Here is a 17,618-nt window from a genome sequence, read left to right on the forward strand (position 1 = left end):
TTTTATGTCCGATAATAACCAACATGATATGATCCGCAAAAATGGTTTCTTTACCGAAGATTTGGCACAGGCTGATCAAGCCGTCATGTCCGCAATCGGCAAGGAATTAACCCGCGAACAAAAACAAATTGAGTTAATTGCATCGGAAAATATCGTCTCCAAAGCTGTTTTACAGGCACAAGGTTCGGTCTTTACCAATAAATATGCCGAAGGTTATCCTGGCAAAAGATATTATCAAGGATGCGCACCATCCGATGATGTCGAACAATTGGCTATTGACCGTGCAAAACAATTATTTGATTGTGAATATATCAATGTGCAACCACATAGCGGCGCACAGGCCAATGGCGCGGTGATGTTGGCATTGGTCAAACCGGGCGAAACAATTTTGGGGATGAGCCTGGACGCGGGCGGGCATTTAACCCATGGCGCGCGCCCTGCAATGTCGGGCAAATGGTTTAACGCCGTGCAATATGGCGTGCGCAGCGACAATCATTTAATTGATTATGATGAGGTTGAAAAACTGGCGCTGGAACATAAACCAAAATTAATAATTGCCGGTGGCTCCGCCTATCCGCGCATTATTGATTTTGTTCGTTTCCGTGAAATTGCCGATAAGGTTGGCGCATATTTGCATGTGGATATGGCCCATTTTGCCGGATTGGTTGCGGCGGGTCTGCACCCATCGCCCCTGCCTCATGCTCATGTGGTGACCACCACAACCCATAAAACATTGCGCGGCCCGCGTGGCGGCATGATTTTGTCAAATGATCCAGATTTGGGCAAGAAATTCAACAGTGCGGTTTTCCCCGGACTTCAGGGTGGCCCATTAATGCATGTTATCGCGGCAAAGGCGGTTGCATTTGGAGAGGCGCTACAGCCTGAATTTAAATCATATAGTGCAGCCGTGATTAAAAATGCCCAAGCATTGGCAGAGCGGCTTCGTGAGCGCGGCGCGGCACTTGTTTCCGGCGGCACAGACACGCATTTGGCGCTTGTTGACCTGACACCATTGGGCGTAACTGGCAAGGATGCGGATGAGGCATTGGAAAGAGCCGGCATTACTTGCAATAAAAATGGCATTCCCAATGATCCCCTGCCCCCCACAAAAACAAGCGGTATTCGCGTTGGTTCACCAGCGGGCACAACGCGCGGCTTTGGCGTTGAGGAATTTCAACAAATTGGTGATATGATTGCCGATGTGTTGGACGGCCTGCGCAATAAGGGTGAGGAAGGTGACGCAGCGGTCGAGGCCGATGTCAAAAAACGCGTTGAGGCATTATGCGCAAAATTTCCAATTTATCCTTCTTGAAATAGGATGTTTCAAAACACATCTATATAAGGAGGGAGAAATGAAATGACCCAAATAACCTGTAATAATTGTGATTTTCAAATCACCGAAGGAACACGTTTTTGTCCGCAATGCGGCGAAAAGACAAATGAACAACTCTCTGCCGAAAGCTATGCTGCGCAGGCAAAACATTATGTTGGCGAAGCGGCTGATGAGCTTTATGGCGCGGCAAAAGAAGCTTTTAATGGCGGCAAAAAACTAGCCGATGCAGATAGCGCGAAAAAAGTTGCCGGTGGCGCGGCCATTGGCGCATTGGCGGGTGTTATTGCGCCCGTTGGCATTGCGGCAGGCGCGGCCATTGGTGCGGGAATTGTCGCCTATCGCCATTTGAACAAAAAAAATAAACCAGATAATTGATATATAATGCGCTGTCCTTTTTGTGCCCATGAAAATAGCCAGGTAAAGGACAGCCGTCCCACCGAAGATGGATCGGCGACCCGCCGCCGCCGCCAATGTGAAGGATGCGGCGCCAGATTTACAACATTTGAACGCATTCAAATGCGCGATTTAATGGTGGTAAAATCCGAAGACCGCAAAGAAGCATTTGACCGCGATAAATTGGCAAAATCGGTCTCGCTTGCATGCCGCAAACGCCCGATTGGCGAGGAACGGATTGAGCAGCTTGTTTCGGGAATTCATCGGCAATTGGAAACAATGGGCGAAACCGAAGTTCCCTCGATGAAAATTGGCGAAATGGTGATGAGCTCCCTAAAAGCTATTGATAGTGTCGCCTATATCCGCTTTGCCTCGGTTTATAAGGATTTTACAGAGGCCAAGGATTTTGAAGAATTTGCCGGCAGCGTTAAAGATGTTGCGGATATAGAATAGGCCAATTTCATGGATATTGAGAAACCAGCTTCGGCGCAACAATCTGTTCAACCCGCCATCATATTGGTTCGTCCGCAATTGGGCGAAAATATTGGCAAGGCAGCGCGTGCCATGCTTAATTTTGGGTTGACCGAAATGCGCCTTGTCGCCCCGCGCGATGGGTGGCCCAACCCCATGGCTGGCCCAGCGGCAAGCGGCGCTGATCAAATTTTGGCCGAGGCAAAATTATTTGATAATGTCGCCGATGCAGTGGCCGACATTACCCATGTTTATGCCACAACCGTGCGTAAACGCGGCATTGATAAACCGGTTTTCACACCGCAAGAGGCCGCCTACCAAATCCATGCCCAACCCGGCAAAAGCGCCATTTTATTTGGCGCAGAACGCTCTGGCCTTGAAACCGAGGAGGTTGGCTATGCCCGCTCCATCATCACTGTGCCGATAAATCCAGAATTTGGATCGTTAAATCTGGCACAGGCTGTGATTATATGCGCCTATGAATGGTCAAAAAATCAATCCCTTTCGATGCCACCATCGGTTGATATGCTGGACGCTGCTCCACAGGGCGAATTTGAAGGGATGATTGGTCATTTGTTTGAAATATTGAAAGAAAAGGACTATTTCTTCCCCCCTGAACGCAGCGAAGTGACCAAAAATACTTTGCGAAATTTATTAACAAAGCCGTCGTGGAACAGCCAAGAAATACGCACTTTGCGCGGCGTTTTTTCCACTTTTGGCAAATCTAAACAATCGCCCAGAAATTAAGCGTTGGTTTGTGCCGACTATGTATTAACGCCCCTTATCATAGGCATTAAATTCATACTCAATTGAGCTTTCAATCAATATTTCCCATAATTGATCGCTCAATGCATCTGGCAGTCCGGCTTCGCTGGCCAATATTCGCACATTATCCTTTACCTGCGCTTTACGCGGTTCATCACGCACGGCTTCCCGATTTGGTTTAATCCGTGCTGCGGCCCGCATATATCCAAAGCGAACCGCCAATAATTTCACCAATTGCCGGTCAATTTCGTCCACGCCTGCACGCACATCGACCATGGTTTCGCATTCAACAGATGGGATAATATTGATGTTTTTTTGTTCAGCCATTCGTGGCCAATAATCAGCATGGCCCATATTGTCCACTGCCAAACTATTATTTAACTCCAATTAACTTTGATTTTGGGCGTTTCAACACTTGACTTCAGCAAATATTATCGCCATAGCGCGCCTTCGCAATGGGCACTGCACCCCGGTGAAGCAGAGGCCGTATTGATTTATTCAATAGTGCGTTTCCGGGAATTATGATAGCAAATTGGAGTTTGAAATGACAAAACGTACAAGTTCAAAATATAAATTAGACCGCCGTATGGGTGAAAATATTTGGGGTCGTCCCAAATCACCTATTAACCGCCGTGATTATGGCCCTGGCCAACATGGCCAACGTCGTAAAGGCAAATTGTCTGACTTTGGTATTCAATTGCGCGCCAAGCAAAAGCTGAAAGGCTATTATGGCGACGTGACCGAAAAGCAATTTAAGCGTCTTTACACCGAAGCAAGCCGTCAAAAAGGCGATACCAGCCAAAATCTTATTGGTTTGTTGGAACGCCGTCTTGACATGGTGGTATATCGCGCGAAATTCGCCCCTACCATCTTTGCTGCTCGTCAATTGGTTAGCCACGGACATATCCGCGTAAATGGCGTAAAATGTAATATTGCAAGCCGTCAAATTTCTGTTGGTGATGAAATTTCATTGGGTAATAAGGCGATGGAAATGGCCTTGGTTATCGAAGCACAAGGCCTTGCCGAGCGTGACATTCCTGAATATGTCAGCGTGACCGACAATAAAAAAGCAACCTTTACCCGCGTTCCTACTTTGGATGAGGTTCCTTATCCTGTTAAAATGGAACCAAATTTGGTTGTTGAATTTTATTCACGTTAATAAATATACCCTATTTTATAAAAAAAGCGGCGTTTTTTCGCCGCTTTTTTTATGCCCAGCGCATTATTTTATTAAAACATCGTTGCAGATGAAACAACGCTCTGCCATTGTCTGACCAAATAATATTTGGAGGAAGTGATGAAAAATAAATTTTTATTAACAGCAGCCATTGCTGTTCTTGCCCTTAGCGGATGTAAGAAAATCGATGCCAATAATATAGACGCCAGCAAAATTACTGTTCCTGAAATTTCTGAGCAGATTATGAAGGATGTGACCAAAACATTATCATCCGATGAATTTGAAGGCCGCGCCCCTGGCACAGCAGGTGAGGAAAAGACATTAGCCTATTTAGTAGAGCAATTTAAGGCCGCAGGGTTAGAGCCGGGCAATAATGGCAGCTGGTTTCAGGATGTTCCCTTGGTCGAAATTAACGCCGTAAAACAATCCCCCATGACGGTAACAGGCCCCAATGGCAAGGCCATGTCGTTTAATTATGGCAAGGATTATGTTGCCGCATCCTACCAAGAACAGGCAAAAATTGATATTGCGAACAGCGAGGTGGTATTTGTTGGCTATGGTATTAACGCCCCTGAAAAAGGGTGGAATGATTATGCCGGCGTTGACGTAAAGGGAAAAACCGTCCTCATATTGGTCAATGATCCTGATTTTGGTACGCAAAGCCTAGAGGGTGAATTTGGTGGCCGCGCTATGACATATTATGGCCGCTGGACCTATAAATATGAAGAGGCCGCGCGCCAAGGTGCCGCCGCTGCCATTATCATTCATGACGATGCCCCTGCGGCCTATGGTTGGAATGTTGTTGAATCAAGCTGGACTGGCCCGCAATTTTACGCGCAAAGCACCAATGGCGGTGCGGATCAAACAAAGGCAAATGGCTGGATACAAAAATCGGGCGCGGCGCAATTATTCGCCGCTGCTGGCGTGGACATGGCAAAATCAATGGCCGCCGCACGAAATAAAGGCTTTAAGGCGATATCCATGCCATTGAAGGCCAGCCTTTCATTAGAAAATAGCATCAATAAAAAGAACAGTAAAAATGTAATTGGCATATTAAAAGGCACAAAGCGGCCCGATGAAAATATATTATATACCGCGCATTGGGACCATTTAGGACGTTGTAAGCCCGCGCCCGACGGCGATGATATTTGCAATGGTGCAATCGACAATGCCACCGGAACAGCCGCCCTTGTCGCATTGGCAAAGGCGCATAAATCCGCAGGAGCGCCCGATCGTTCCATGGTATTTTTGGCTGTAACTGCAGAGGAATCGGGCCTGCTTGGTTCAAAATATTATGCTGAAAACCCTGTATTCCCGCTAAATAAAACCGTTGGCGGCGTTAATATGGATGCTTTTTCCATGTCGGGTAAGGCCAAAAACCTGACCGTTGTGGGCATGGGCAAATCGCAACTTGACGCATATTTAGGTGAAGCGGCCAAAATTGAGGGCCGGACACCAGAGGCCGAGCCAACGCCCGAAAAAGGATTTTATTATCGCAGCGACCATTTCAGCTTCGCCAAATTGGGCGTGCCGATGATTTATTTTGAAGGCGGCGATGATTTGGTCAATGGCGGCAGACCCGCGGGAGAAGCCGTGGGCAAGGATTATGTCGAAAATCGTTACCATGGCCCAAAGGATGAATATAATGAAGCATGGGATTGGTCCGGCGTAATGGCCGACCTGCGCCTATATTATCGTGTGGGACGGATGTTGGCGATGAGCGAAGATTGGCCAAATTGGAATGAAGGCGATGAGTTTCGCGACATTCGTGACAAAAGCCGCGCCGCAAAATAATATTCAAACCTATAATCAATAAACTATATATTGAGGGCTATGTAGCATCTGCTATGTAGCCCTTAATCATGACCCGCAATGACGAAAGAATAAAGATGGAAACAAATCTTATGCCCGCCGAATGGGCTATGCATCAGGCCGTATGGATTGGTTTTCCATGGAATAGTGCCGAATGGCCCACCGATATGGACAAGGCGCAACAACAAATTGCCGCCTTTGCCAATGCGGTGCATTGCGGCGGCGCGGGCGAACATGTCATATTGGTTGCGGGTGACCAGTCATCTTATGATCGCGCCATTTCTTTGGTGGATGATGGCGTGGAGGTCTGCCTAGAGAAAATTGGCGATATTTGGCTGCGTGATACGGCGGCAATAATCACCGGATCTGGCGCGAATAGACGGGCCAAAAATTTTGATTTTAATGGCTGGGGCGGCAGTTATTTAATGGATGGCGACCAAGAAATTGGCGATACTCTTGCCCTTGCCCAAAAATTTCCCATTGATAAATGTAATTGGATATTGGAAGGCGGGGCAATTGATGTTGATGGCAGTGGATGGGCGGTTACCACAATGGATTGCCTGCTTAACCCCAATCGCAACCCTGCCCTTTCGCAGGCGGATATTGCCCAAAAATTAAACGAAGATTTGGGGATCAACAATATCATCTGGCTGGGTGATGGGCTGCGCAATGATCATACCGATGGCCATGTCGATAATTTGGCGCGTTTTATTCGCGCTGGTCATTTATTACTCCCGCAATCGTCCCCAGACGACCCCAATTTTTATATTTATGAGGCGGCATTTGCCGAGGCGTCGAAACATGATGTGCAGATAAGCCGTATCTGCTCCCCCGGTGCTTATTTGGTGGACGGGGAAGCAATTCCCGCCAGCTATATGAATTTTTATATTGGGAATAAAGTTGTTGTCATGCCGGCCTATGGAACAAAATATGATGATGAGGCCGCCAAAACCTTGGGCATGCATTTTCCCAATCACAAAATTGCCGCCCTGCCCGCCACGGCAGTAATTTTGGGCGGCGGCAGTTTCCATTGCGCCAGTCAGCAAATTCCCGCTTAAACCAACATATATGCTTGCATCATGACGCGCTATCTTCATAATGACGTCCAAATTTGAAATTTATGGAGAGTAAAATGAAAAAATCCTTAACCTTATCCGCTGCTTTATTGGCCGCCAGCGCATTTGTCGCCCCCGCTATGGCAGAACATCATGGCGATAAAGAGGCTGTCCATGAACAATTGGAAAGCCCACTTGACCCCATTCTGGCATCCGACATTCGTAAAGATGATATGGCGCGGGATAAATATCGCCACCCAAAGGATACATTAGTATTTTTTGACATTCGCCCTGATATGAAAGTTGGCGAATATGCCCCCGGCGGCGGATGGTATAGCCGGATATTAGGGCCTCTTTTGGCCGAAAAAGGGCAATATGTCGGCTTGTTTTTTAACCCAGACAATCTGCCATTTTCGGATGAGGCAAAGGAACGCACCCGCGCGGGCGCAGCAAAATTTCCCGAAGATGTCGCCAAATGGACCGGCATTTCTGCTGATAAATTCCCTACCTATACAATGGATAAAGTCCCCGCAGAGGCCAAGGGCACAATGGACCGCATTTTAATCATCCGCATGATGCATAATATGCTGCGTTGGAACATGGCGGACAGCGAAATTGCCGCCATGCGCGATTTATTAAAAGATGATGGCATGATTGGCATTGTCCAACACCGTGCAAAGGCCGATGCAAGCTATGCATTAAGCGATGGCAATAAAGGATATTTGCGCGAAGCGGATGTAATTAAATTTATGGAAGTTCATGGTTTTGAACTTGTCAACTCATCCGAAGTAAACGCCAATGATAAAGACACTGCCGATTATGAAAATGGTGTGTGGACCCTGCCCCCTGCCTTTGCGAAAAAAGATGTTGATAAAGAAAAATATGAAGCAATTGGCGAATCCGATCGCATGACTTTATTGTTCAAAAAACGCCCATAAATTATTATAAAAATTTAATAATAGGAAATTACATTGAATAAAATCATCACCGTCTCTGCATTGCAACTTGCCCTTGGCGGTGATGAAAACGCCAATATTGACGCCGTTTGTGACTTGGTGGAACAGGCGGCGGGAAAAGGCGCAAAAATAATTTTGCCGCCAGAAATATTCTCCTCCCCCTATTTTTGTGTGGTGGAGGATGAGGCGCTATTTTCTCTTGCCCGTCCAACATTGGATCATCCGTCGGTCCGTGCAATGGCGAAATTGGCAAAACATTTTGGGGTTGCCATTCCAACAAGCTTTTTTGAAAAAGATGGGCATCATTATTATAACAGCTTGGCCATGATAAATGAAAATGGCGAAGTGGTGGGCGTTTACCGCAAAAGCCATATTCCCGATGGTCCAGGATATGAGGAAAAATATTATTTCCGCCCGGGCAATAGCGGATTTAAGGTTTGGGATGTGGTCGGCACGCGCATAGGTGTGGGCATTTGTTGGGACCAATGGTATCCTGAATGTGCACGCGCCATGGCGTTAATGGGCGCAGAAATGCTATTTTATCCCACTGCCATTGGTTCTGAACCCTATGATGAGGGATTGGATACCAGCCGCATGTGGCGAAGATCAATGCAGGGACATGCCGTTTCCAATTGCATGCCGGTTATTGCCGCCAACCGCATTGGAACAGAGGAATTTAACGGCGCATCACAAAGCTATTATGGCCACAGCTTCATCACCAATGAATGGGGCGATTTAATTGCCGAATTTGGCGATAATGAAACCGGAATTTTAACCGCCACATTGGATTTGGACATGGCGGCAGAACATCGCGCTGGCATGGGCTTTTTCCGTGATCGGCGGCCACAGCTATATAATAGGCTGGCCGAAGATATTTGATGCAAAAGGCAAAAGAAACACTCTCTAAAATTTTTGGTAGGGGGAGTGTTTATGCCTTCGCCATAGCCTTCATCTATTTATCTTTGGTATATATTACGACTGGAGTAAATTATACAAAAAGCGGCGCTGATAATGTCGTTTTAGTTCTCCTCTGCCCTTTAATTCTTTCTATGGTCCTCGCAGGATTATTAGATCCTAATGCAAAATTAAAATATTTTGATTTAGTCACGCGGGCTGGTTTTGTGATAGTAGGCGCATTTACTATTTTATGCCTGATTGTTAACGAAGCGCTAATCTGCATAATTCTCATTTCTCCATTATGGCTTTTTTTGCATTTTCTTGGCGATATTCAGGAAAATATTTTGCATATCGTCAAGGACAGAGCTGAAGCAAAAAATGGCACTATTACCTAATATTTTTTGCGGCCTGAAACACATCGCCAAACATTTGCGGCGTCAACCGCCCCGTTTGCGTATTATATCGGCTACAATGATAACTATCGATTAAAATTTGCCCAGATGGCAATTGATGCTGCGCCCCATGGCCAAATTTATAATCTGCCAACTTTCCACCAATATGCCGAATGAAGCTGTCATGCGCAATTTTGCCCAAAGCAATGAACACCCGTAAATTTTGCAATTCGGCCAATTGGGTGGTTAAAAATTGACGGCAATTTTGCACTTCTTGCGGCGTGGGCTTATTTTGTGGCGGCAGGCATTTTACGCTGTTTAGGATTATCGCGCCTTTTAACTGCACCCCATCATCGGCCCTTGCCTGATACTCCCCCTCGCTAAATCCATATTTGGCAAAGGTTTCAAATAATAAATCACCTGCATAATCGCCTGTAAATGGCCTGCCCGTGCGGTTTGCCCCATGTTTTCCAGGGGCAAGGCCAATAATGCCCAGCCAAGCGTCTTTATCGCCCCATGCGGGCACGGGCGCATTCCACCAATCGGGATATTCCGCCGCGCATTCATTGCGAAAATCAACCAATCTAGGGCAGAGCGCGCAATTTTTCGCAGGCTCGCTATTGGCAAGAGGCAGAGAATCGGGTTCAAGAAAAGGATTTCCAAATAACATGGCCGTAGGTTACATCCCCCAAATGACACACGCAACCACACAGCTATACATTATCGCATTAGGATCGAATCAATATTTGCCCAAATATGGCGGACCCGACAAAATTTTAATGCGCGCCGCCGAAATTTTGGAATGTGACGAAATTGATGTGCTTTCTTTTTCTAAAATTATAACATCACGTGCCATCGGCCCATCCAAAAGAAATTATGCCAATGCCGCTGCGTTAATATGCACCCCCCTGCCCCCGCAAAAATTATTGCGCCATTTAAAAAACACCGAAAATCTATTTGGACGAAAATCGCGTAAAGGCGCAGATATCGGCCAAAAATGGCGCAGCAGACCACTTGATTTAGATATTATAACTTGGTCCGGCGGGTGCTTTGTAGGTGACTCGCCATCGTTAATCATTCCCCATCCCATGATGACAAATCGTGATTTTGTGCTGGGTCCCGCAGCCCAAATTGCGGGAAAATGGCGCGATCCACATAGCGGTTTTTCGATCTCGCAAATTTTTTTCCAAAAAAACCGATCAAAGCCGCTTGACCAATTCGGCAAGGGGCTTTAGGGGGATGCTTCGCGATTGAAGAACACCGAATATTTCAATCTGTGGGCCCTTAGCTCAGTCGGTAGAGCAACTGACTTTTAATCAGTAGGTCGCTGGTTCGAACCCAGCAGGGCTCACCACCTTTTTTTGAAAAAGTGGTGAAATAAAGCATTAAGTCAATGCTATTCTTCTTTCCCAATTACCCCTTCTAAAAAAATAATTTAGATATTATTATTTCTCTTGTAATTTTTTTGGTGAGCTCCTCTCAATATCGCCCAACTGATTAAAACACCTCCTCAGCAAAGCCCTTAAATTTGCGAATACTGCTTCATTAAGCGTTGATGGCATGGATAAGCCCCATAGTTAGCAATTAAGCCACATATAGGCTCAAAAGCTAAATTTTAGTTGAGATATTTATTCTTAAAGAAATATTGACCAAACTATACATAAAAGCCGCATATATAGCCCTATCAGAACCATATATGCGGCTTTACCTATATAAATAATAATAGGTTTAGTTTAGAAACGGAATCCTAAGCTGAAATTCGCTTGTTGGCGTTTATAATCTGCTCCGCCAATATCACCAAAATCTGACTGGCTATATTCACCGGCAATATAAAATCCACCAAATAGGGAAATTTCCGCACCGCCACCAAAGCGAAGGGCGCTATTATTTATATCGGCGGAAACTCTTTTCTTGCTAGAACTGAAATCTATATCGCTATAGCCAAGTTTGCCAAACAATGCGAAACCATCAATTACAGCCACACCCAAACGTGCGCCCGCGCCAAATGTACCCTTTTGATCTATTAAAGATGGGTTTCCACTATCTGGCGCAGAGGAAACCTCATAACGTCCAAATGGGCCAAAGGTTAACCCGCCTATAATGTCAAAATCATAGCCAATTTCGCCGCCATATGTAATATCTTCATCGGTTGTAAAAACAGCAGTAGGCGCAGTCGCATTTGCGGTTAATTTAGGCCTTTCATACCCAATGCGCCCTTCAATACGTAGGCCGTCCATTCCCTTTTCTTCTGAGGAATCCCTCACCTCCCGTATATCTCGACCCGCAGGCATTGTTTCATACTTTGCATTTGCCGCGCGATATTCAACCTGCCTATATTCGGTCTGCGGAGCAGGTGCTGGTGCCGGTGCTGGTGCAAGTGCTGGAGTTGATGCAGGAGCAACCTCCATTACGGGCCTTGCCTCAGCCATTTTTACTGGTGTAGCAGGCACAGCTTCTTGCTGTTGCTGGGCCTCCTGTAAGGGTTGTTCAATTGTCATGAGCTCAACATTTGCTTCGGCCAATTTAGCTTCAACCGGAACAGCTTCTTTAATTTCTTCTTTTACCATGACCATCTCTGGTTCAACGGCAACTTGTTCAGATTGCAAAGAGTTATTTTGTGTCAAAACTTCCGCTTCTTGCTTAACCACTTCATTATTTAATGAAGCAATTGGCGCGCGGTTTTGTTGAACGGGATTGGGCGTCAATATGCTGACCCGCCTTTCCTGAACAACAGGTTGAGGCGATACAGGCTGCATCGCAATTTGCGGTGCGCGATAACCATAGCATGCCTCTTCTTTCAACAAGCGGCCTTGCATAATTGTGATATCCGCCTTTGACAATTTGGCTTCTTCTTCAATTTTTTTGGATGAATATTTATTATAATCTTCGCGTGCCTTGCGTTGATTTTCTTCATTCTTCTTCCATTTGACGGAAGCATCATTAATATCTTTTGCCCATGTTTTTGCTTCCTCTGGTGAAGCAAGTTCAGGTTTCTCTGCGGTCAAACGCGCAAATTCCGCCGAATAAATTTTGACATTTTCCTCGGCAATTCGCTGATCATTTTCAGCAGCCAGCACCTTTGACTTTAAATCGATAAGATTATGCGAATATTTGGTGCGATCTTCTATCCCCGAAAGCACCATGTCATTGCCGCGCTTACATAATTTTGCATTGCCCGCATATTGTGCATGCGCCACCATGGGAGAGACAGACCCCATTAATATAGCCATTGCAGCAGCCGATTTAAGATTTTTTGCCATTAAAGACCTCCGTAAAATATTTACGCGGCCATAGAAAATAGCATCAATATAGTAAAACGGGATTATCGGTAGAGTAAATTCGGAACTACCGAATTATATATTTCCATAAGAAATATACTTATTGAGAAGCAATTTTATTAAAAACATTAACCGAATATTACATCATTTATCCTTTGCGATGGGCGCTTTACCCACAATCATCATCGCCGCCAATTTGCCGCAAGCAGAAGGATTGCCTAAGTCACATCTTTTTTTATAATAATTATAGGCACTTACATTGTCGATTACATATAAACCGTCATACCCATAATAATAAAAACCGCCTAAATTATAACAGCTATTGCCTTGATTAGCGGCACACCCCTTCGCAAAAATTGTTTCCGCAGATTTAAGATTTTTTTCTACACCAAGGCCGTTCATCATCATATATGCCCAATTGTCGCAGGCCAATAAATGCCCCTTTTCGCAACTCTCTTGTAATAAAACAGACGCTTTTGCAAAATCTTCAGGGCCACCTATGCCAGATAATTGCATATATCCATAATTGGCACATGCATCCAAATTGCCCGCCGTGCAGGCAACATCAAAAAATGCGCGTGCCTCAACCTGTTTTAGTGCACCACCCTGCCCTTGGAGCAGCATGACAGCATAATTATTACATGAGATGGCAATATTTTTATCGCACCCCTTTGCATAAAGAGCGCGAGCCGTATCCAATGAAAAATCTAATTTTCGTTGTTCCGTTAGCCGCCCGTCATATATAATCTGCGCCAAATTATTGCACGCACCGCCATTTCCCATATTACAGGCAGTGTCAAAATTGCTAATTGCACCGTCCATATTTTGTGCACCGCCCTGTCCCTTTTCTTGCATGGCGGCTAAAAAATTACACCCTTCAGCTTCTTTTAAGTCGCATGTAATTTTTGCATATTTTCTGGCTAATGGATAATTGACCCTATCATATGTTCCCATATAAAGGGCAGAAGTATAATCCAAACATGCTTGCGCCTTTTTCTTTTCACAAGAAATACGAAGTATTTCGACAGATTTAGCTTTTTCTGAAACTGTGGCATTTACTGGAATAATATATCCAAAAAGCAATATTATTAATGCGATATATCTCATATCTCCTCCGTTATTATCTCGTGAAAATAATAGGCAATAGATTATTTTTTATCGCTGCATTCGTCCAAATATTTCATTCTAATATTGGTCATCATCATCGCGCCTACTTGTTTGCCGCCGCCGCTTAAAAACTGAAAACCGGAAATTTCTTTTCCGCCATTTAATATCGTCATGCGAATATTTCCCTGCATTGGCATGGAAGGATTGGAGCAATTAAGGTCTGCTTTCATCTCTTTCTCGGAATAAACAGCGTTTGAAAATTGGCATTTTGGTGCAAATAATTGGGGCGACAATTTGGCATGATCCTTTGTCACACACATTTTGATCACTTGCTTTGGTTTATCCTCTTTAATGCTGCTAAACCCGCCTTCTCTTTTACTATTGCTATCTTTATATGTGGCCCCCGCCTCTTGCTGTGTGGTGATTTCCCATTCACCAGGTGTAAAAGTGGGCATTTGATCCATGCAAAGCGCCGTTGTCGCGGGAAATATAATAAATATAGGCAAAACCCTGTTTAATTTCTTCACTTCGATCCTCCTTCAGTATGATTTTCACTATCGCCTGATGATGTATATTTAGGGTTTCCGACAGGAATAGTCTCGTTAAAGGCGATCTGGCTGACCTCTAAAACATAATCCCTAACCTCAAAATCGATATTTACCGTGCCGCCCGTGGCGCAGCACCCTGCGTCATTGTGCCTTCGCACCAATGAAAAGGCACTTGCTTCACGAAGGTTAAAGAAAATAGGTGATGCCAATTGGAAGTTTTGAGGAAGTAATTTATTGACCTGTCTTTCAATATTATAAGCAGTCGTAACATTCCAACTATTACCCGTTGAATAAAAAATTTGATCCGCACTGCCCAAACCGCGATTTCGGGCCGGAACATGCAGAATTGCCCTATCATCATCACGCACCAAAATGGGCGCATCAAAAAATCCCTCCACCTGCATGGCGGAGAAAAATTCCGGTTCATTCTCATTTGTAAATAATATCATCATTTCTACATGCGGCCCGTCCTTTGGTTGAAGCGACAGATGCTGCCAATGAAATTGGGTTTTCGTCGACGATATGTTTATTTGACCAGCAGCAATTACTGAACAATTCGCCTTCACCGCATAAAGGCAGTTTTGCCCAATATTGGAAAAGGACGATGCATCGGATAAGATTGCTTTTTCGACATCCGCAATATCACAACCGCTTTGATATTTGCCGTCGGGACATGCAAAAATTTCTGACCCTTCAAACATATCTGGCTCTTCACCATCGATTGATCCATTTTGGGCATTTGCCGGTGCAGCCGAAACCATTGCCCATAAAAATGCAAGCATGATAAATTTCGATGGTGGCATAAAACTCTCCTTATTAGCCAAAGGAAAATATCATTTAATTTAATCCATAACTAAAAACAATTTTCGAAATAAATATAACAAGGATTGTCATAAATACTGAAAAATGGCTGTAATTAGAATTGGTTGCAGCTGGACCACGATTTCTAATTTTGGCTACATATCTTTTTGATATATATCTAAAAAATTCTTGAAATCGTGGTCTGGTTGTTAACAAGCAATCTGATTTGCACCAAATTAAGGTGGGAGCTACGGCTCCCACTTTTTCATGCGCTATATTATATATGCCTAATTAAATATAAGCCGCCAAAAAAACACAGCCATCATCGCATGACCATTTGCCATTTTTTGTGCCATAGGCAACTTCACCTATGCCGACATCCATTCCGCTTAAATCGGCCTGCCCGTGAATAGGGATCAACCAAATGGGTTTATCTTCGGCTAATATATTGATGGCCGTTTCATTTCCGTAATAAAGAGTGAAATGTGGCGAGGAAAGTAACTGGACCAAGCCGTCACCAATTGGCAATTGCCCATGGCGCGGGTCATCATATGGTTTTGCCACGCTAACCGATACACCATCATCCAAATGTAATTCGCGCGGGCGGCCATAATCATATAGGCGGTAGGTAATGTCGGAATTTTGCTGTATTTCAACCAATGTCACGCCCGCACCAATTGCATGAATAGTTCCGGCGGGAATGTAGAACCAATCCCCTGCCTTCACCGGCTTCCAATCCATTAAATGTTCAATATCGCCTGAAATGGCGGCTTGTCTTAATTCTTCATCGTTCAAATTTTGCTGAGTCCCAATGCCCAAAACGGCATTTGGTTCGGCTTGAGTAATCACCCAACATTCCTCTTTTCCGGACTTTAAGCCGCGTGACATTGCCTGAGCATCATTAGGATGAACCTGCACCGATAATTTTTCAGATGTGAACAACCATTTGACCAATAATGGCAAGGGTAATTGAATGTCATCAAACCATATTTCCCCAATTTGGCGCCCCTGCCCGCCCATATTTGTCGGCAAATCATAACGCCCCCATGGTTTATCAACCAGATTTTTGGGAAGTTTAATCATCATATCACTGTTATTCCATCCTTATATGATTCACCAATTACTTCATAACAAACAAAGGTTGTAGAATGCTAATTTTCTCTTTAATGAAAAATTAATATAAATTGGTCGCTCTATAATAATTAAACAGCAGGAAATAATATGCAGACCCCACTTGGTGCGGCAACGGTTAAGGCAAGTTTGCTTGATCGCGGTTTAACACAGCTTATCCTTTGCTTAATTATTGGGGTTATTGTCCCCACAACCATTATATTATTGATGATACCCAAGGTTGGTTTTTCCAGCGATACATCATTATATTCTTTTTGGATGTCATTTTTCAGCACCGCGTTCAGCATTGCCGCTTTACGCAAAATGCGCGGTTTTCCCGGGACAAGTGATGCGGCATTTATTTTACCCACCTTTGCAACATTATATGGAATTGGCGTGATTATCCTGCTCGCCCTGCGCCTTCCTTATAGCAATATGATTATTTCCTTGGCTTTTGCTTCATCGGTCACCACCCGTTTTGCGATTGATGCCATTATTCGCCGATCGCCAAAGGTGCATTATTATTTAATCCCCGGCGGCAGGATTGAAACATTACAAAAGCATATAAACATTCCTGCATCCTATTTAAAAGATGCCATTTTACCCGGTGATCCCCATGCAATTATCATTGCTGATTTACATTTTGATCATGATGATGAATGGGAAAAGATGATTGCAAAGGCCGCATTGTCAGGCATTGCGGTATATCATTTTAAACAAGTGTCAGAGGCGCTATCGGGCCGTGTGCGCATGGAACATATTTCCGAAAATAGTTTTGGATCATTATTGCCCAGCCAACCCTATCGCCATGTGAAACGGCTTGGCGATTTAATCCTATGCTTTATTGCCTTTCCAATTATCTTGCTGCCCATGTTGATTGCCGCGATTATGGTCAAAATCGATTCAACCGGCCCCATATTTTTCAAACAAAAACGCATGGGATATCGCGGAGAGATTTTTGAAGTGGTTAAATTTCGCACCATGCGCAATGCAGAGGCTCCCTCGGATAAAACAGACCCACGGGTTGAGGCAATGACCAAAGAACAGGATAAGCGCATTACCCGTTATGGAATGTTCCTGCGCCGTTCGCGCATAGATGAATTGCCACAAATTTGGAATATTATAAAAGGCGAAATGAGCTGGATTGGCCCACGGCCAGAGGCTGTTGCCTTGTCAGAATGGTATGAAAATGAAATCCCATTTTATTCATATCGCCATATTGTGCGCCCTGGAATTACCGGTTGGGCACAGGTAAATCAAGGCCATGTGACCGAATTGGAAGATATTGACACTAAATTACAATATGATTTTTTCTACATTAAAAATTTCTCTTACTGGCTAGACGCGATCATTTTCCTACGCACCATATTGGTTATGCTCACCGGATATGGGTCGAAATAGGACATGAAATTATTATCCTGTAATATGGTCAACAGAAATTGCTTGATATATCGCAAAGCTGCACATTAACGCACTCACGCATGTAAACATCTGTGCGACATTAAGCCGGAGATTTATGCGCT

Annotated in this window: 19 protein-coding genes and 1 tRNA gene; 13 read left to right on the forward strand and 7 right to left on the reverse strand. The window is 44.6% G+C overall.

What is annotated here, in order from left to right:
* Positions 1 to 4 precede the first annotated feature (4 nt).
* From glyA to LPB140_RS08825, 4 genes are read left to right on the forward strand one after another with little or no spacing between them, the layout of a single operon-like run.
* Complete coding sequence (gene glyA / locus LPB140_RS08810) at positions 5 to 1,312, forward strand: serine hydroxymethyltransferase (RefSeq protein WP_072559515.1); 1,308 nt, start codon at positions 5 to 7, stop codon at positions 1,310 to 1,312.
* Positions 1,313 to 1,357: 45 nt separating this feature from the next.
* On the forward strand, positions 1,358 to 1,708 hold the full coding sequence (locus LPB140_RS08815) for a hypothetical protein (protein ID WP_072559516.1): 351 nt from the start codon (positions 1,358 to 1,360) through the stop codon (positions 1,706 to 1,708).
* A 6-nt stretch (positions 1,709 to 1,714) separates the two neighbouring features.
* Positions 1,715 to 2,179: a transcriptional regulator NrdR gene (nrdR, locus tag LPB140_RS08820; RefSeq protein ID WP_072559517.1), complete on the forward strand. Its 465-nt coding sequence runs from the start codon at positions 1,715 to 1,717 to the stop codon at positions 2,177 to 2,179.
* A 9-nt stretch (positions 2,180 to 2,188) separates the two neighbouring features.
* Positions 2,189 to 2,944: an RNA methyltransferase gene (locus tag LPB140_RS08825; protein ID WP_072559518.1), complete on the forward strand. Its 756-nt coding sequence runs from the start codon at positions 2,189 to 2,191 to the stop codon at positions 2,942 to 2,944.
* A 24-nt stretch (positions 2,945 to 2,968) separates the two neighbouring features.
* Here LPB140_RS08825 and LPB140_RS08830 read toward each other — a convergent pair whose 3' ends face one another.
* Positions 2,969 to 3,289 carry a chorismate mutase gene (locus tag LPB140_RS08830; RefSeq protein ID WP_072560723.1) on the reverse strand — a complete coding sequence of 107 codons (321 nt, stop codon included), beginning with the start codon at positions 3,287 to 3,289 and terminating at the stop codon, positions 2,969 to 2,971.
* Positions 3,290 to 3,506: 217 nt separating this feature from the next.
* Between LPB140_RS08830 and rpsD the strand changes: the two genes are divergently transcribed.
* From rpsD to LPB140_RS08860, 6 genes are all read left to right on the forward strand, one after another.
* On the forward strand, positions 3,507 to 4,121 hold the full coding sequence (gene rpsD / locus LPB140_RS08835; RefSeq protein WP_072559519.1) for a 30S ribosomal protein S4: 615 nt from the start codon (positions 3,507 to 3,509) through the stop codon (positions 4,119 to 4,121).
* Between the two features lie 138 nt (positions 4,122 to 4,259).
* Positions 4,260 to 5,933, forward strand: a complete 1,674-nt coding sequence (locus tag LPB140_RS08840) for a M28 family metallopeptidase (RefSeq protein WP_072559520.1) — start codon at positions 4,260 to 4,262, stop codon at positions 5,931 to 5,933.
* Positions 5,934 to 6,001: 68 nt separating this feature from the next.
* Positions 6,002 to 7,009: an agmatine deiminase family protein gene (locus LPB140_RS08845; protein ID WP_232223386.1), complete on the forward strand. Its 1,008-nt coding sequence runs from the start codon at positions 6,002 to 6,004 to the stop codon at positions 7,007 to 7,009.
* Between the two features lie 74 nt (positions 7,010 to 7,083).
* A complete protein-coding gene (locus tag LPB140_RS08850) occupies positions 7,084 to 7,944 on the forward strand; it encodes a class I SAM-dependent methyltransferase (protein WP_072559521.1) in 861 nt (286 codons plus the stop codon).
* Between the two features lie 33 nt (positions 7,945 to 7,977).
* Complete coding sequence (gene aguB, locus LPB140_RS08855; RefSeq protein ID WP_198024099.1) at positions 7,978 to 8,841, forward strand: N-carbamoylputrescine amidase; 864 nt, start codon at positions 7,978 to 7,980, stop codon at positions 8,839 to 8,841.
* The gene (locus LPB140_RS08860) at positions 8,838 to 9,254 is read left to right on the forward strand and encodes a hypothetical protein (protein WP_198024100.1); all 417 of its coding nucleotides are present in this window, start codon (positions 8,838 to 8,840) and stop codon (positions 9,252 to 9,254) included. Before aguB ends, LPB140_RS08860 begins: the two co-directional genes overlap by 4 nt.
* Here LPB140_RS08860 and LPB140_RS08865 read toward each other — a convergent pair.
* Positions 9,247 to 9,921 (reverse strand): uracil-DNA glycosylase, encoded by a 675-nt coding sequence (locus LPB140_RS08865; protein WP_072559523.1) that lies wholly within the window; start codon positions 9,919 to 9,921, stop codon positions 9,247 to 9,249. The two genes, LPB140_RS08860 and LPB140_RS08865, sit on opposite strands and share 8 nt — an antisense overlap.
* A gap of 22 nt (positions 9,922 to 9,943) precedes the next feature.
* Here LPB140_RS08865 and folK point away from each other — a divergent pair, with 22 nt between their 5' ends.
* Together folK and LPB140_RS08875 are read left to right on the forward strand one after the other, a co-directional pair.
* The gene (gene folK, locus LPB140_RS08870; protein ID WP_072559524.1) at positions 9,944 to 10,486 is read left to right on the forward strand and encodes a 2-amino-4-hydroxy-6-hydroxymethyldihydropteridine diphosphokinase; all 543 of its coding nucleotides are present in this window, start codon (positions 9,944 to 9,946) and stop codon (positions 10,484 to 10,486) included.
* Between the two features lie 43 nt (positions 10,487 to 10,529).
* Positions 10,530 to 10,605 (forward strand) — tRNA-Lys (locus LPB140_RS08875).
* A 379-nt stretch (positions 10,606 to 10,984) separates the two neighbouring features.
* Here the strand turns inward: LPB140_RS08875 and LPB140_RS12380 are convergent.
* The 5 genes from LPB140_RS12380 to LPB140_RS08900 all read right to left on the reverse strand — a co-directional run bounded on the left by LPB140_RS12380 (position 10,985) and on the right by LPB140_RS08900 (position 16,071).
* Positions 10,985 to 12,511 carry a porin family protein gene (locus LPB140_RS12380; protein ID WP_072559525.1) on the reverse strand — a complete coding sequence of 509 codons (1,527 nt, stop codon included), beginning with the start codon at positions 12,509 to 12,511 and terminating at the stop codon, positions 10,985 to 10,987.
* A gap of 162 nt (positions 12,512 to 12,673) precedes the next feature.
* The gene (locus tag LPB140_RS08885) at positions 12,674 to 13,636 is read right to left on the reverse strand and encodes a tetratricopeptide repeat protein (RefSeq protein WP_072559526.1); all 963 of its coding nucleotides are present in this window, start codon (positions 13,634 to 13,636) and stop codon (positions 12,674 to 12,676) included.
* A 41-nt stretch (positions 13,637 to 13,677) separates the two neighbouring features.
* Positions 13,678 to 14,163 (reverse strand): DUF3617 domain-containing protein, encoded by a 486-nt coding sequence (locus LPB140_RS08890; RefSeq protein ID WP_072559527.1) that lies wholly within the window; start codon positions 14,161 to 14,163, stop codon positions 13,678 to 13,680.
* The gene (locus tag LPB140_RS08895; RefSeq protein WP_198024101.1) at positions 14,160 to 14,987 is read right to left on the reverse strand and encodes a hypothetical protein; all 828 of its coding nucleotides are present in this window, start codon (positions 14,985 to 14,987) and stop codon (positions 14,160 to 14,162) included. Before LPB140_RS08895 ends, LPB140_RS08890 begins: the two co-directional genes overlap by 4 nt.
* A gap of 289 nt (positions 14,988 to 15,276) precedes the next feature.
* On the reverse strand, positions 15,277 to 16,071 hold the full coding sequence (locus tag LPB140_RS08900; protein WP_072559528.1) for a class I mannose-6-phosphate isomerase: 795 nt from the start codon (positions 16,069 to 16,071) through the stop codon (positions 15,277 to 15,279).
* Positions 16,072 to 16,206: 135 nt separating this feature from the next.
* Between LPB140_RS08900 and LPB140_RS08905 the strand changes: the two genes are divergently transcribed.
* On the forward strand, positions 16,207 to 17,496 hold the full coding sequence (locus tag LPB140_RS08905) for a sugar transferase (protein WP_072559529.1): 1,290 nt from the start codon (positions 16,207 to 16,209) through the stop codon (positions 17,494 to 17,496).
* Positions 17,497 to 17,618: the final 122 nt, after the last annotated feature.

Source organism: Sphingorhabdus lutea (genome assembly GCF_001889025.1).
GTDB classification, from domain to species: Bacteria; Pseudomonadota; Alphaproteobacteria; order Sphingomonadales; family Sphingomonadaceae; genus Sphingorhabdus_B; species Sphingorhabdus_B lutea.

Bases quoted from the DNA above. Each gene is read 5' to 3' on its own strand.
- LPB140_RS08830 (WP_072560723.1), bottom strand. From the start codon at position 3,289: ATGGCTGAACAAAAAAACATCAATATTATCCCATCTGTTGAATGCGAA.
- LPB140_RS08905 (WP_072559529.1), top strand. From the start codon at position 16,207: ATGCAGACCCCACTTGGTGCGGCAACGGTTAAGGCAAGTTTGCTTGAT.
- LPB140_RS08845 (WP_232223386.1), top strand. From the start codon at position 6,002: ATGACCCGCAATGACGAAAGAATAAAGATGGAAACAAATCTTATGCCC.
- LPB140_RS08840 (WP_072559520.1), top strand. From the start codon at position 4,260: ATGAAAAATAAATTTTTATTAACAGCAGCCATTGCTGTTCTTGCCCTT.
- LPB140_RS08825 (WP_072559518.1), top strand. From the start codon at position 2,189: ATGGATATTGAGAAACCAGCTTCGGCGCAACAATCTGTTCAACCCGCC.
- LPB140_RS08885 (WP_072559526.1), bottom strand. From the start codon at position 13,636: ATGAGATATATCGCATTAATAATATTGCTTTTTGGATATATTATTCCA.
- LPB140_RS08865 (WP_072559523.1), bottom strand. From the start codon at position 9,921: ATGTTATTTGGAAATCCTTTTCTTGAACCCGATTCTCTGCCTCTTGCC.
- LPB140_RS08850 (WP_072559521.1), top strand. From the start codon at position 7,084: ATGAAAAAATCCTTAACCTTATCCGCTGCTTTATTGGCCGCCAGCGCA.
- LPB140_RS08900 (WP_072559528.1), bottom strand. From the start codon at position 16,071: ATGATGATTAAACTTCCCAAAAATCTGGTTGATAAACCATGGGGGCGT.
- glyA (WP_072559515.1), top strand. From the start codon at position 5: ATGTCCGATAATAACCAACATGATATGATCCGCAAAAATGGTTTCTTT.
- rpsD (WP_072559519.1), top strand. From the start codon at position 3,507: ATGACAAAACGTACAAGTTCAAAATATAAATTAGACCGCCGTATGGGT.
- nrdR (WP_072559517.1), top strand. From the start codon at position 1,715: ATGCGCTGTCCTTTTTGTGCCCATGAAAATAGCCAGGTAAAGGACAGC.
- LPB140_RS08895 (WP_198024101.1), bottom strand. From the start codon at position 14,987: ATGCCACCATCGAAATTTATCATGCTTGCATTTTTATGGGCAATGGTT.
- folK (WP_072559524.1), top strand. From the start codon at position 9,944: ATGACACACGCAACCACACAGCTATACATTATCGCATTAGGATCGAAT.
- LPB140_RS08815 (WP_072559516.1), top strand. From the start codon at position 1,358: ATGACCCAAATAACCTGTAATAATTGTGATTTTCAAATCACCGAAGGA.
- LPB140_RS12380 (WP_072559525.1), bottom strand. From the start codon at position 12,511: ATGGCAAAAAATCTTAAATCGGCTGCTGCAATGGCTATATTAATGGGG.